The 14,024-nt window shown below is 54.4% G+C and carries 10 protein-coding genes, 1 tRNA gene, 2 rRNA genes and 1 pseudogene (1 of these 14 cut by a window edge); 8 read left to right on the forward strand and 6 right to left on the reverse strand.

Annotation, left to right across the window (positions count from 1 at the left end):
- Positions 1–32 precede the first annotated feature (32 nt).
- Positions 33–1,037, forward strand: a complete 1,005-nt coding sequence (locus RSK20926_RS16575; RefSeq protein ID WP_008208467.1) for a GlxA family transcriptional regulator — start codon at positions 33–35, stop codon at positions 1,035–1,037.
- 98 nt (positions 1,038–1,135) lie between these two features.
- On the opposite strand, the gene RSK20926_RS22585 is transcribed toward RSK20926_RS16575, so the two are convergent.
- From RSK20926_RS22585 to RSK20926_RS22205, 3 genes are all read right to left on the reverse strand, one after another.
- Positions 1,136–1,312: a WYL domain-containing protein gene (locus RSK20926_RS22585; protein WP_083805809.1), complete on the reverse strand. Its 177-nt coding sequence runs from the start codon at positions 1,310–1,312 to the stop codon at positions 1,136–1,138.
- Between the two features lie 152 nt (positions 1,313–1,464).
- Positions 1,465–1,671, reverse strand: coding sequence for a WYL domain-containing protein (locus RSK20926_RS22200; protein ID WP_050773110.1), 207 nt, complete (start codon positions 1,669–1,671; stop codon positions 1,465–1,467).
- Positions 1,672–1,697: 26 nt separating this feature from the next.
- Complete coding sequence (locus tag RSK20926_RS22205; RefSeq protein WP_008208472.1) at positions 1,698–2,006, reverse strand: helix-turn-helix transcriptional regulator; 309 nt, start codon at positions 2,004–2,006, stop codon at positions 1,698–1,700.
- 79 nt (positions 2,007–2,085) lie between these two features.
- On the opposite strand from RSK20926_RS22205, the gene RSK20926_RS16585 reads away from it, so the two are divergent.
- The 7 genes and pseudogenes from RSK20926_RS16585 (at position 2,086) to RSK20926_RS16615 (ending at position 10,223) form a co-directional block, all read left to right on the forward strand.
- Entirely contained in the window at positions 2,086–2,583 is a 498-nt protein-coding gene (locus RSK20926_RS16585) for a hypothetical protein (protein WP_008208474.1), read from the forward strand.
- 241 nt (positions 2,584–2,824) lie between these two features.
- Positions 2,825–3,733: pseudogene (locus RSK20926_RS16590) on the forward strand (IS30 family transposase); the annotation flags it as partial.
- A gap of 345 nt (positions 3,734–4,078) precedes the next feature.
- Positions 4,079–6,871, forward strand: coding sequence for a bifunctional aconitate hydratase 2/2-methylisocitrate dehydratase (locus RSK20926_RS16595; protein WP_008208478.1), 2,793 nt, complete (start codon positions 4,079–4,081; stop codon positions 6,869–6,871).
- 221 nt (positions 6,872–7,092) lie between these two features.
- Positions 7,093–7,890 carry an ABC transporter ATP-binding protein gene (locus RSK20926_RS16600; protein ID WP_008208480.1) on the forward strand — a complete coding sequence of 266 codons (798 nt, stop codon included), beginning with the start codon at positions 7,093–7,095 and terminating at the stop codon, positions 7,888–7,890.
- 39 nt (positions 7,891–7,929) lie between these two features.
- Positions 7,930–8,694, forward strand: a complete 765-nt coding sequence (locus RSK20926_RS16605; RefSeq protein ID WP_008208482.1) for a transporter substrate-binding domain-containing protein — start codon at positions 7,930–7,932, stop codon at positions 8,692–8,694.
- A gap of 9 nt (positions 8,695–8,703) precedes the next feature.
- A complete protein-coding gene (locus RSK20926_RS16610) occupies positions 8,704–9,450 on the forward strand; it encodes an ABC transporter permease (protein ID WP_008208484.1) in 747 nt (248 codons plus the stop codon).
- Entirely contained in the window at positions 9,447–10,223 is a 777-nt protein-coding gene (locus tag RSK20926_RS16615; RefSeq protein WP_008208485.1) for an ABC transporter permease, read from the forward strand. The genes RSK20926_RS16610 and RSK20926_RS16615 overlap by 4 nt, the downstream gene beginning before the upstream one ends.
- Before the next feature lie 462 nt (positions 10,224–10,685).
- On the opposite strand, the gene RSK20926_RS16620 is transcribed toward RSK20926_RS16615, so the two are convergent.
- The 3 genes from RSK20926_RS16620 to RSK20926_RS16630 all read right to left on the reverse strand — a co-directional run.
- A tRNA-Met gene (locus tag RSK20926_RS16620) sits at positions 10,686–10,762 on the reverse strand.
- A 161-nt stretch (positions 10,763–10,923) separates the two neighbouring features.
- Positions 10,924–11,038 (reverse strand): 5S ribosomal RNA (gene rrf, locus RSK20926_RS16625).
- A gap of 200 nt (positions 11,039–11,238) precedes the next feature.
- A 23S ribosomal RNA gene (locus tag RSK20926_RS16630) occupies positions 11,239–14,024 on the reverse strand; it runs 49 nt beyond the window's last position.

The raw sequence follows: 14,024 nt of genomic DNA on the forward strand, positions 1-14,024 counted from the left end.
GCCGTTTGGTGCCGCCGGACAGGAGAGGCGACATGCCCGAAGACATCCCGCCAGTGACCCTGGGGCTTCTGGTCTTCCCCGGCTTTCCTATCGCGGCGCTTTCCTCCTTTGTCGAACCCTTGCGGGCGGCCAATGAAATTGCAGGCAAAGAGGCCTTTCGCTGGCATATCCTTGGCGAGGACGACAGCATGGTGCCCTCCTCTGCCGGGGTGCTTGTCACACCGGATGCAGCCTTGGCGGAAGCTGAAGCTCTGCAGCATTTGCTCTTTGCTTCCAACCCCAATGCGCGGTTTGAAAACCCGGCGCGGTCCAAAGCGGCCCTGCAGCGGCTTATGCGCCAAGGCACCCGCTTGGGTGCTGTCAGTGGCGGGGTCTTCCCGCTGGCTCGGACTGGCTTGGTAAAAGAACAACCAATTTCGGTGCATTGGTGCTATGCGGCGGCTTTCCAAGCGGAGTTTCCATTTTTTTCAGTGCAAAGCAGCGTCATCAGCCAGGGGGGCGGCATGACCAGCATCTCTGGCACCCTGGCTCTGTTTGACCATATGCTTTCGCTGGTGGGGGAGCACCTGGGGCCGGAGATCATGGCAGAAGCCGCCTGCTGGTTCCAGCATCCCTTTGTGCGCAGCCCCACGATACCACAGAAACTGCCGGCCTTGGCAACGGCAAAGAGCCAAGATCTCTTGCCCAAACAGGTAGTGCGCGCGATCCAGTATTTCACCGAGAACATTGAATACCCCGTCTCCATGACCAGTGTCGCCGAGGCCATTGGCATTTCCACCCGCAACCTGGAGCGCAGTTTCAAGGAGGCAACCGGCCAAAGCCCACTGAAGTACTACCGCAAGATGCGAATGAAACAGGCCCGCCAGCTGGTGCTTTACACCAATGACAGTATTGCTGAAGTGGCCTTTATGGTGGGCTATTCATCATCCGGGACCTTCCGGCGTCACTATAAAGAGGCCTTTGGCATCCCTCCTGATACCGACAGACAGGCAAAGGGTGGGTTCCGGCTAGACTTCGAAGACTGCCTGCCGTCTTGAGTACGTTCAAACCCAGGTGCTGATGCCACGGGCTAATTCTGTTGCAACCGTATTGATGTGGTTTTGGCAGGTAGGAGAAAGAGCATCTTTCCGAGGCCTCAGGCGGCATAGGCCTCACCGATCTTTTGAATTTCAGCGATCACCCTTTGCCGAAGGCTCTCCGGGGTAATGACCTCAGCCTCTTGACCTAGAGAGAGAATATCCCGGATGGCGGTATCTCCTAGTTCCACATGCGCAGCCCTGAGAAACTGACCCGAGGCGTGACGGGCTGAGATTTCAACCTCCGTTCGAAATCAGCAATCCAGGCGCCCCAGAAGCTAAGGAGATAGAACCCTTCTGGCCAAGAGAAAGATCTGTCCAAAATCTCGATACCCTGGATATTTGCAATTTTGTAGACCCGCGGAGTTTGCACCTCTGCCACCAGGTATCAACTCCCCGCTTTGAGAACGAATGCCAGAGGGGAAACAACAGGATCCACAACGCCCTTCCAGCTTTCGTATCTGATCGAGAGTTGTTTCTGTTCCCAGGCGGCGGTGGCAACCACTTTGACGAAAGGGGCAAGGTCTTTCCTTCGGTACCAGCCCAATGGATCCAACAGAAACCGTTCAGAAACCACAGCCGCCTGGTCACGCATAGCACCTGAAAGCGCGGTGAGGATTTTCAATTCGGTCCGGTTCGCGGTTTCCGGCGCCCCAGATCATGCAAGGCGGGTCCGAAACCGGAGAGCAACAAACTGCTGGCTTCCTCTGCATCTAAACCAGTTAGACGCTTTTGGTAGCCATCGAGCAGTTTGTACCCGCCATTGCGGCCAGGTTCAGCATTAACAGGGACGCCTGCATAGCTGAGCTGGTCGATGTCTCGATGAATTGTGCGCAGGCTGACCTCAAGCTCCTGGGCCAATTGTTCAGCCGTCTTTTGGCCACGCGTTTGAAGGCGCATCAGGATCGAAAGCAAACGTGAAGATTTCATCTCACCCTCATTTAATCATGACATATGATGTCATATTAATTGCAGTAAGCCTGTGCATGTTACGATAAAAGGAAAACCCATGCACACCGATCTGATCTCTGAGATGGCGCAGACTGCTCAGAATGACTTTGACTTCATGTTTGGCAGTTGGAAGGTTCGCCACAGAAGGCTTCGAGAACGTCTTAGCGGTTGCCAGGATTGGGATGTTTTTGAGGGGACTTCTCAGACCGTGCCAATCCTGGCGGGCAATGGAAATCTGGAAGACAACTTTGTGAACTTTCCGGGAGGCGCCTATCATGCCATTGCACTGCGCAGTTTTGACATCAGTTTGCAGCAATGGGCGATTTGGTGGCTCGATGGCCGCTCACCCCATAGATTGGATACGCCGGACAAAGGAAGCTTTGATGGTGACATCCGCACGTTTTTTGCCCGCGACACCCTGGATGGCCAGCCCTTTGTGGTGCGCTTCCTCTGGACAAAAGGCAAAAGCCCGCGTTGGGAACAGGCCTTCTCTCAGGATGGAGGCGTCAATTGGAAAACCAATTGGATGATGGAATTTGGCTCAACTCTGACTTGAGCGGATTGTCTTACCAGGGATTTCGTCAGGCTTAATGGCCAAGCCAAGGCATCTTCCGGGGATAGATCCTCCTATGAAAAAGCTAGATCGGCCCCAAAAGGTAGATCTCCCCTCGAATTGGATCGGAAAAATTTTTAACATAATGAACCTTATCGATGCAAAATGTTGTAGCCGGGAGCGCGCTACCCTGAAGTGCGACTCCTATTAGAAAACAATGAGTTATCTAATAGGAGATCATGGCATGGGAGCTGTTTACACGCAACTGTCGCTTCAGGAACGTCGCAGAATTGAAAACTGGTGGCACGCCAAAGTCCCCGTCCGAGAGATGGCGCGTGTTCTGAAGCGACACAAGTCGACGATCTTTCGTGAGATCAAACGCAACTTCTGGGCGGATGATGCGTTCCCAAAGAAGTATGCGGGTTACTTTGGTCATGCCGCTCAGTTGCAGACTGACAAGCGAAGATCTGTGCAGCGCAAGCTGATCCGACATCCTGAGCTGTGCCAGACGGTTGTGCAGCGGATCAAACAAGGCTGGACACCCGAGCAGATCGGCAACCGCATGATCTACGAAGGCGTGAAACTACGCGTCTGCCAGGAAACGATCTATCGCTATATCTACTCCAAGGAAGGCATGGCGCAGGAGCTTTGGTGGTACCTGCCCGAGCACCGCAAGGCCCGCAGACCGCGTCGCGCCAGAAAGCGCCAGGCACCGAAGTTTGACCGCGATGTCAGTATCCTGTTCCGCCCCGACGACGTGGCGCATCGCCGTCAGTTCGGCCACTGGGAAGGCGATTTGATGCTGTTCAAACAGAAGTTTGGCCAATCAAACATCACATCACTAGTCGAGCGCGTTAGCCGGTTCACCGTGTTGCTGAAGAACCCAAGCAAGCGCACCAAGCCCGTGATGGGCAAGATCATGAAGGCCGTGCGCGACCTGCCCCACATCGCACGCCGTTCGATCACTTTCGATCGTGGTACTGAGTTCGTCAGCTGGCCCCACCTTCAGGCCGAGATCGGAACGCAGACCTGGTTCTGTGACCCGTCTTCACCGTGGCAGAAAGGCACGGTCGAAAACACAAACCGACGCGCTCGAAGGTGGGGTGCACGCTACCTTCAAGTGCGACTGCTAAACGGCGCCAACATTCGACAAAACTTGCACGAATCCCATTTTTTTAGCGAATAATCACGAAAAAATGCGGCGAACGCTAGTTTCCATGAACACGGACTGGATGCCAAATACCGTCGATTGCTTCAAAGCACCCGATGTCTCACCGTGGCATGGACTGAGAATGAAGAGCAGCGCAGTAGTCTCCATCGCAAACTTTCGGCATCAAGTTGTCCGGTAAGTTTGCGACAGAGGCGTATTGTTCAGTTCATCACCTTGCAAGCCGACCTTGCTTAGTATACCACAGCATACAGTAAAGTCGCCCCGGTGCTTCCGAAGATTCGGAGCACCGGCATTTGGGTTTGATCCAACTATATCGTAGGGACTGTCATGAGCTTGTACACCGGCTACCTAGCAGAGATTGAAACACGCAAGAAGGATGGTTTGCATCCTAAGCCGATTGATGATGGTGCTCTTGTAGCCGAGCTGATAGCGCAGATCAAAGACACCAACAATGCGCATCGTGACGCATCCCTAGACTTCTTTATCTACAACACCTTGCCTGGCACAACTTCGGCAGCTGGCGTGAAAGCCCGCTTCCTAAAAGAAATCATCCTGGGCAAGGAAGCTGTGGAAGAAATCTCCACCGAATTCGCATTCGAGCTGCTGTCCCATATGAAAGGTGGCCCATCGGTTGAAGTGCTGCTTGATCTTGCTTTGGGCGATGATCAAGAGATTGCAAGGCAGGCGGCCGAGGTCCTGAAATCGCAGGTCTTCCTCTATGAAGCAGACACGGATCGCCTGGAAGACGCCTTTAAAGCTGGCAATTCCGTGGCCAAGGACGTTCTGCAAAGCTATGCTGAAGCGGAGTTTTTCACCAAACTGCCAGACCTCGACGAAGAGATCAAAGTGGTGACCTATATTGCCGGCGAAGGTGATATTTCAACCGATCTTCTGTCCCCAGGCAATCAGGCGCATTCCCGTTCGGATCGCGAGCTGCATGGCAAGTGCATGATGTCCGAAAAGGCTCAGCAGGAAATCGAAGCGCTCAAACTGCAGCATCCTGACAAACGCGTGATGCTGATCGCCGAGAAAGGCACAATGGGTGTCGGATCCTCGCGAATGTCTGGCGTCAACAACGTTGCACTCTGGACCGGCAAACAGGCTTCTCCCTATGTGCCCTTTGTGAACTACGCGCCCGTTGTTGCCGGCACCAACGGTATTTCGCCGATCTTCCTGACCACTGTTGGTGTGACGGGCGGCATCGGCTTGGACCTGAAAAACTGGGTCAAGAAGGTCGATGAGGATGGCAATCCGATCCTGAACAACGATGGCAACCCTGTTCTTGAGCAGAAATTCTCGGTCGCGACCGGCACCGTTCTGACCATCAACAGCAAGACCAAAAAGCTCTATAGCGAAGATGGTTCGGAAGAGCTGGTCGACGTGGCCGGTGCCTTCACTCCACAGAAGATGGAGTTCATGAAAGCGGGCGGCTCCTATGCGATCGTCTTTGGCAAGAAATTGCAGACATTTGCCTGTGAGGCCTTGGGGATTGAGCTGAAATCAGCCTTTGCGCCCTCCAAGGAAATCAGCCATGAGGGTCAGGGCCTGACCGCGGTTGAGAAGATCTTTAACAAGAATGCCCGCGGCTCTACCCCCGGCAAAACCCTGCACGCTGGATCTGACGTGCGTGTTAAGGTCAATATCGTGGGTTCGCAGGACACCACCGGCCTGATGACCAGCCAGGAACTGGAAGCCATGGCGGCGACCGTGATCTCTCCTTCGGTGGATGGGGCCTATCAGTCCGGCTGCCACACGGCTTCGGTCTGGGACCTGAAGGCGCAGGCCAATATCCCGAAACTGATGTCTTTCATGAATAACTTTGGCCTGATCACCGCACGTGATCCCAAAGACGAATATCACGCCATGACCGATGTGATCCACAAGGTGCTGAATGACATCACCGTGGATGATTGGGACATCACCATTGGCGGCGACAGCCACACGCGCATGTCCAAAGGTGTTGCTTTTGGCGCCGACTCCGGAACGGTTGCCCTGGCTCTGGCGACAGGTGAAGCCTCTATGCCGGTCCCTGAATCGGTTAAAGTGACCTTCAAAGGCACAATGGCGGATCACATGGATTTCCGTGATGTGGTTCATGCGACCCAGGCGCAGATGCTGAAACAGCACGGCGACAATGTCTTCCAGGGACGTATCATCGAGGTGCATATCGGCACGCTTCTGGCGGACCAGGCCTTTACCTTCACCGACTGGACTGCGGAGATGAAGGCGAAGGCGTCGATCTGTATCTCCAATGATGAGACCCTCATCGGTTCGCTGGAACTGGCCAAGGGCCGCATCCAGATCATGATCGACAAGGGCATGGACAATGCGGCGGGCACCCTGCAGGGCCTCATCGACAAGGCGGACAAGCGTATCGCAGAAATCCGCTCTGGTGAGAACCCCGCGCTGACCCCGGACAGCACTGCCAAGTACTTTGCCGAAGTCGTGGTCGACCTCGACGAGATCGTTGAGCCGATGATCGCTGACCCAGACGTCAACAATGCTGATGTCTCCAAACGCTATACCCATGACACCATCCGCCCGATCTCTTTCTACGCAGCAGAGAAGAAGGTTGACCTGGGCTTTGTCGGCTCTTGCATGGTGCATAAGGGTGACATGAAAATCGTCGCCCAGATGCTGAAAAACCTGGAAAAGACCAATGGCGAAGTGAAATTCAACGCCCCATTGGTTGTCGCAGCGCCGACCTACAACATCATTGATGAGATGAAGGAAGAGGGCGATTGGGAGATCCTGCAGCGCTACTCTGGCTTTGAATTTGATGACTTCATGCCAAAGAGCAAGGCCCGCACCGAGTATGAGAATATTCTCTACCTCGAACGTCCGGGCTGTAACCTCTGCATGGGGAACCAGGAAAAGGCGGCCAAGGGCGACACGGTTCTGGCTACCTCTACCCGCTTGTTCCAAGGCCGCGTTGTGGAAGATAGTGCTGAGAAAAAGGGCGAATCCCTGCTTGCCTCTACTCCGGTTGTTGTTCTGTCGGCAATCTTGGGCCGCACCCCAACCCTGGAAGAATATAAGGCTGCAGTTGAAGGGATTGATCTGACTAAGTTCGCCCCGCCCCTGGCTGTTCCGGCAAGTTCCAAGTCGGCTCACTTCTAAGTCTCGGATCCATTCGAAAATCCTGAAGCGTCGCCATCTTGGCGGCGCTTTTCTTTTTGGGGTCCTTTCTTGTTTTGGCGCCCCTCCGATGCCGAACAGTGGCTCCTGCTCCTTCCCCAAGGCTCCTGATCCGTTGGAATTTTTCCATCGACTTAATTATACACTTGAATAATTACTGGAATCGCGGCTTACTGCTAGCAGCAATTCCGGGGTGAGACGACATGGATAGAGCCACAGCTGCGGCGCCAGAGCAGGAACCAGAGCCTCGTCGAGAAGCCATCCGGGTCGAAAACCTGCATAAATCATTTGGCTCGTTGGAAGTGTTGAAGGGCGTAGATCTGACGGCACAGCAGGGCGATGTGGTTGCGATCATCGGCGGCTCTGGTTCGGGGAAATCCACCATGCTGCGCTGCATCAATTTCCTCGAGACGCCAAGCTCCGGCAAGATCGTAATCGGTGGAGAGGAAGTGGCGATGCGGGCTGATGGCAGCCCGGCCAACCAAAAACAGATCGAACGTATCCGCACCAAGCTCGCAATGGTGTTTCAGCAGTTCAATCTGTGGACCCACAGGACATTGTTGGAAAACGTGATTGAGGTGCCGGTGCATGTACTGAAAATGCCAAAGCCGCAGGCAATTGAGCGTGCCCGCGAATTGCTTGCACGTGTGGGACTTGGCGGCAAGGAAGACACCTTTCCGGCCTATCTTTCTGGTGGTCAACAGCAGCGAGCAGCAATTGCGCGTGCTCTGGCTGTCGATCCTTCAGCAATGCTGTTTGATGAACCCACCTCTGCCCTTGATCCTGAACTCGTCGGAGAGGTGCTGACCGTCATTCGCGATCTGGCCGCAGAGGGGCGTACCATGTTGCTAGTCACCCATGAAATGAAGTTTGCGCGCGAGGTCGCGAACCATGTTGTCTACCTCTACCAGGGGCGCATCGAAGAGCAGGGCCCACCTGCCGAGGTCTTTGGCAATCCGCAATCAGAGCGTCTGAAACAATTCCTCAGTTCAGTCGGCTGACAGACCAAGAACCAAATAATTCAACCGGGAGAAAACCTCATGAAACTAAAGACACTGCTTGTCGCGGCCACCGCAGCCGCCGCCCTGACTGCTGGCGCTGCCACTGCTGAACAAGTCAAGATCGGCATCGCGGCGGAACCCTATCCACCGTTCTCCTCACTTGACAGCTCTGGCAATTGGGTCGGCTGGGAGATCGAAGTGATCAATGCTGTATGCGCCGCTGCAGAGCTGGACTGCGTTATCACGCCTGTGGCCTGGGATGGCATCATCCCCTCTCTGACCGGGCAGCAGATTGACGCCATCATGGCCTCTATGTCGATCACCGAAGAACGTTTGAAAACAATCGACTTTTCCGACCCTTACTACAATACGCCTGCGGTTATTGTAGCGGACAAGTCGATGGATATCGCGCCAACGCCAGACTCATTGGCCGGAAAAATTGTCGGCATCCAAGCCTCGACCATTCACCAGGCCTATGCACAAGAGTACTTCAAAGGCGCTGAGCTGAAGGTCTATCAGACCCAGGACGAAGCAAACCAGGACCTGTTTGCAGGCCGCATTGACGCAACCCAAGCGGATAGCATTGCTATGGCCGATTTCGTAAACTCCGGAAACGGAAGCTGCTGCGAGATTAAGGGGGCTGTCGCGGATGACCCTGCAATCCTGGGCCGTGGAGTTGGCGCAGGCGTGCGCAAAGGAGAGACCGAGCTTTTGGAAGCACTGAACAAGGGCATCGCTGCGATCCTGGCCGATGGCACCCACGAAAAGATCACCGCAGGCTATTTCACCACCAGCATCTACTAAGGTGCTGCCGTGACCGGACTGCTTGAGATACTGGGCCTCGGCGCCAGCGCGGAACTGCTGTCGCTGTCGGGCTGGGGCGGCAACCTCCTACGTGGGCTTGCCAATTCCCTGCAAATCGCCTTTGGGGCCTTTGGGCTGGGGCTGGTGATTGGGCTGTTCGGAGCCTATGGCAAACTCTACGGCGGGAAGGTCACGCGTGATCTTCTCGCCATCTACACTACGGTGATCCGGGCGGTGCCGGAACTGGTGCTGATCCTGATCCTCTATTACGTGGGCAGCGATATCATCAATCAGATCTCCGAAGCTATGGGCGGTGGTCGCGTTGAAATCAACGGTGTCGCCGCCGGCATCTGGGTCCTGGGCGTGGTTCAGGGGGCCTATGCCACCGAAGTGCTGCGCGGAGCTATTCAGGCGGTGCCAACCGGGCAGATAGAGGCCGCAAAATCCTATGGCATGCCTGCCATTATGATCATGCGACGGGTGACCATTCCCGCGATGATGAGTTTTGCGGTGCCCGGACTGGCAAACCTCTGGCTGATCGCTACCAAGGATACAGCGCTTCTGGCAGTCGTGGGCTTCAATGAGCTGACACTGGAAACACGTCAAGCGGCCAGCAGCACGCGGGCCTATTTCACTTTTTTCCTGGCCGCCGGTTTTCTCTACCTGATGGTAACGCTTTGTTCTGGAGCTGTTTTCGCTCGAATTGAAAAATGGGCTCGGCGTGGACAGCCTTCGCTCAAGGAGGGCTCCGCATGATCAGCCTAAAGGAGTTGGCGCAGCCCCACCGCATCGTGATGATGGTGCTTTTTGCCCTTTTTGTACTCTGGTGCGCGATCTCGCTGCGCTGGGATTGGATTCCGAAATATGCCCCCCTTGCGCTGGAAGGGCTTTGGACCACAATCTGGATCCTCGCGGTGAGTACTTTCCTTGGGTTTCTCCTGGCGATACCTCTGGGCCTCACTCAGGCTATCGGGCCTTGGTACCTGTCCGTTCCGGCCCGCACTTTTTGTACCATCATCCGAGGAACGCCCCTGCTGTTGCAGATCTGGCTTCTGTACTATGGGTTAGGCTCTCTGTTTCCACAGTTTCCCTGGATCCGTTCATCTGAATTGTGGCCCTATCTGCGTCAGGCCTGGCCCTATGCGGTTACTGCGTTGACCCTGTCCTATGCAGGATATGAAGGTGAGGTCATGCGCGGGGCCTTTTCCAGTGTCGCTAAGGGCCAACTCGAAGCGGCCAAGAGTTTTGGCATGCCCCGTTTCACCATGTTCCGCAGGATCTGGCTGCCGCAGGCGATAGGAAATGTACTGCCGACATTGGGTGGTGAAACCATACTACAGCTAAAGGCGACCCCCCTGGTGGCCACGATCACCGTGGTGGAAATTTACTCAGTCTCCTCTCGCGTCAGATCGGACACTTTTATCGTCTATGAGCCACTGCTGCTTCTGGCATTGGTCTATATGGTTATCGCAGGCTTAATCGGACTTGCCTTCAAACGCTTTGAAAACCGGCTTCCAGATCGCAGCTAGCTATTCTGCCAACTGTGCCTAAGAAACTGAACCCGTCACAGATTGATGCCGCCTAAAGTTCTCGTTAATTCAGCCTGAACCTCGAAGGCCAAGTGTTTCTTCCAGCCCAATGCTGGGTGCCGTCGGCGCGGATTATAGATGCCATTGACGTATTCGAAGAATAGCAAACCTCATATGCTTCGCTCCGTAAAGAACTGGGTGGCCCTTTTTAACACCTCCCTCTCCTCCGGAAGCATATGCTTCTCTTTCAGCAGCTAGGCGAACTCACGTTCCAGATAGAATTGGATGGTGGGTTTCTCTGGGTTGAGCCGGGCATGCAGCGGTTCAGTGTCGGGAAGCCAATGCCAAATCTGCGGCCACCTGTTTACGCAGCAGTGCGCTCGTCAACGCTACACGTACTGTTTCTGAACGACGATCCTTGGAGGGATATTGACGTTTGTTTTTACTTTTCTGTTGTGTTTTTGGTTGCGGGAGTAGGATTTGAACCTACGACCTTCAGGTTATGAGCCTGACGAGCTACCTGGCTGCTCCATCCCGCGACGCTGTGTTAGTCCTACCGCCTATTCGGCTGCTTGAGGACAGGGTTACGGGCTTCTGAGCGTATCGCTTTTTGGGCCCGTTTTTCCTCACTTAACGTATAGATTTGTCAGGCGAGGTATTTTTGATTGATCGTTTAGAGAGGATTGTTGGATTTTACTAGGTTTGGCGGTGACCTACTCTCCCAGGGCTTAAGCCCAAGTACCATCGGCGCAAAGGCACTTAACTTCCGGGTTCGGGATGGGACCGGGTGTTTTGCTCTCGCTATGACCACCAAACCGAGTAAAATCCAAGAACCTGCGGTTCTTGGATTTTCTCGGTTGGCGGCTGGCAGCGTAGTTGCGTGGCAACTGCGCGAGAAGCCGCACCCGAGTTATGTCACGATGGTGTTTCGTGACACTTCCAAGAGCGCAGGAATACAATCAAGTGTTGTCCAAGTCTTGCTTGGTGCTTTCTGTTTGGCTGTCTTTTACTGGATCAGATCAAGCCAATCGGGCGATTAGTACCGGTCAACTGAGCATGTTACCATGCTTACATCTCCGGCCTATTGACGTGGTGGTCTTCCACGGCCCTCAGGGATACCTTGTTTTGAGGGGGGCTTCCCGCTTAGATGCCTTCAGCGGTTATCCTGTCCGATCATAGCTACCCAGCACTGCCGTTGGCACGACAACTGGTCCACCAGTGGATCGTTCACCCCGGTCCTCTCGTACTAGGGGCAACTCCTCTCAAGTATCCTACACCCACGGCAGATAGGGACCGAACTGTCTCACGACGTTCTAAACCCAGCTCACGTACCTCTTTAAACGGCGAACAGCCGTACCCTTGGGACCTGCTCCAGCCCCAGGATGAGATGAGCCGACATCGAGGTGCCAAACACTGCCGTCGATATGGACTCTTGGGCAGTATCAGCCTGTTATCCCCGGCGTACCTTTTATCCGTTGAGCGATGGCCCTTCCACTCGGGACCACCGGATCACTATGGCCGACTTTCGTCTCTGCTCGACTTGTCAGTCTCGCAGTCAGGCTGGCTTCTGCCATTGCACTCAACGAGCGATTTCCGACCGCTCTGAGCCAACCTTCGCGCGCCTCCGTTACGCTTTAGGAGGCGACCGCCCCAGTCAAACTACCCGCCACGCAGGGTCCCGGATCCGGATAACGGACCGCGGTTAGACATCAAGAGTGCGAAGGGTGGTATCTCAAGGGAGGCTCCACAGGGACTTGCGTCCCTGCTTCGATGCCTACCACCTATCCTGCACATCACAATCCTGATGCCAGTGCGAAGCTGTAGTAAAGGTGCACGGGGTCTTTCCGTCTAACCGCGGGAAGCCTGCATCTTGACAGGCAATTCAATTTCGCTGAGTCGATGTTGGAGACAGCGGGGAAGTCGTTACGCCATTCGTGCAGGTCGGAACTTACCCGACAAGGAATTTCGCTACCTTAGGACCGTTATAGTTACGGCCGCCGTTTACCTGGGCTTCAATTCGGAGCTCTCACCCCTCCTTTTAACCTTCAGGCACCGGGCAGGCGTCAGACCCTATACGTCGTCTTGCGACTTCGCAGAGCCCTGTGTTTTTAATAAACAGTCGCCACCCCCTGGTTTGTGCCCCCGGATTCCACTTGCGTAGGACCCGGGCCTCCTTCTCGCGAACTTACGGAGGTATTTTGCCGAGTTCCTTCAACATCGTTCTCTCAAGCGCCTTGGTATTCTCTACCAGTCCACCTGTGTCGGTTTAGGGTACGATCTTATGGAGGTGCTATTTCCAGGAACCTCTCAGCAGCCCATTCAATCCAATAAGGATGAACTACCTTCGAGATCCGTCACATTCCTCCTGGCCCAGGAATATTAACCTGGTTCCCATCGACTACGCCTTTCGGCCTCGCCTTAGGGGTCGGCTTACCCTGCTCAGATTAGCTTTAAGCAGGAACCCTTGGACTTTCGGCGAGAGTGTCTCTCACACTCTTTGTCGCTACTCATGTCATCATTCTCGCTAGTGATCTCTCCACGGGATCGCTCACGCGCCCGCTTCATCGAAAGCTCCTTGCGTCCAAGACCTTCCAGAGGAAGGTTAAAGACGCATGGAACTATGTCACACTACGCTCTGCTACCATGCACTATGTGCATCCTCGGCTTCGGCTCATGGCTTGAGCCCCGTTACATCTTCGCCGCAAGACATCTTAATTAGACCAGTGAGCTGTTACGCTATCTTTAAAGGATGGCTGCTTCTAAGCCAACCTCCTGGTTGTTTTGGACGTCTCACCTGCTTTCCCACTTAGCCATGAATTAGGGGCCTTAGCCGGAGGTCAGGGTTGTTTCCCTCTCCACTACGGACGTTAGCATCCGCAGTGTGTCTGCCATCTAGTACTCCCGGGTATTCGGAGTTTGGTTAGGATCAGTAAGCCTGTGGGGCCCCATTACCCATCCAGTGCTCTACCCCCCGGGGTATTCGGATGACGCTCTACCTAAATAGATTTCGCAGAGAACCAGCTATCTCCGAGTTTGATTGGCCTTTCACCCCTAGGCACAGCTCATCCCGATCTTTTTCAACAGATGTGGGTTCGGTCCTCCAGTGCGTGTTACCGCACCTTCAACCTGGCCATGCCTAGATCACTCGGTTTCGGGTCTGATCCCACGAACTCATGCGCCCTATTAAGACTCGCTTTCGCTGCGCCTACACCTAACGGCTTAAGCTTGCTCGTGAGACCAAGTCGATGACCCATTATACAAAAGGTACGCTGTCAGCCCTCAAGGGGCCTCCAACTGATTGTAGGCGTTCGGTTTCAGGTACTGTTTCACTCCCCTCGTCGGGGTGCTTTTCACCTTTCCCTCACGGTACTGGTTCACTATCGGTCAGTAAGGAGTACTTAGCCTTCGAAGGTGGTCCTCCGATCTTCAGACAGGATTTCACGTGTCCCGCCCTACTTAATACGTCCCTCAGAGCTTCCTATACGGGGCTATCACCCGCTATGGCTGCGCTTCCCAACGCATTCTAGTCACTCATCAGGCTCGGCTGGTCCCCGTTCGCTCGCCGCTACTAGGGGAGTATCAATTGATTTCCTTTCCTCCGGGTACTTAGATGTTTCAGTTCCCCGGGTTTGCTCTTAAAACCCTATGTATTCAGGTCTTAAGTACCTGGTTATGAACATTATTGATAACCTTGCGGCTAACAATAATGAACAGTCAGGTGGGTTCCCCCATTCGGAAATTCATGGATCAAAGCCTATTCTCGGCTCCCCATGACTTATCGCAGAGTATCACGTCCTTCAT

The sequence above is a fragment of the Roseobacter sp. SK209-2-6 genome, from assembly GCF_000169455.1.
Classification (GTDB): Bacteria; Pseudomonadota; Alphaproteobacteria; order Rhodobacterales; family Rhodobacteraceae; genus Pseudophaeobacter.

Excerpts from the sequence above, each read along its gene's own strand:
- RSK20926_RS16600 (WP_008208480.1), top strand. The coding sequence starts at position 7,093 with ATGGATAGAGCCACAGCTGCGGCGCCAGAGCAGGAACCAGAGCCTCGT.
- RSK20926_RS16605 (WP_008208482.1), top strand. The coding sequence starts at position 7,930 with ATGAAACTAAAGACACTGCTTGTCGCGGCCACCGCAGCCGCCGCCCTG.
- RSK20926_RS16595 (WP_008208478.1), top strand. The coding sequence starts at position 4,079 with ATGAGCTTGTACACCGGCTACCTAGCAGAGATTGAAACACGCAAGAAG.
- RSK20926_RS22205 (WP_008208472.1), bottom strand. The coding sequence starts at position 2,006 with ATGAAATCTTCACGTTTGCTTTCGATCCTGATGCGCCTTCAAACGCGT.
- RSK20926_RS16575 (WP_008208467.1), top strand. The coding sequence starts at position 33 with ATGCCCGAAGACATCCCGCCAGTGACCCTGGGGCTTCTGGTCTTCCCC.
- RSK20926_RS22200 (WP_050773110.1), bottom strand. The coding sequence starts at position 1,671 with ATGCGTGACCAGGCGGCTGTGGTTTCTGAACGGTTTCTGTTGGATCCA.
- RSK20926_RS16585 (WP_008208474.1), top strand. The coding sequence starts at position 2,086 with ATGCACACCGATCTGATCTCTGAGATGGCGCAGACTGCTCAGAATGAC.
- RSK20926_RS16615 (WP_008208485.1), top strand. The coding sequence starts at position 9,447 with ATGATCAGCCTAAAGGAGTTGGCGCAGCCCCACCGCATCGTGATGATG.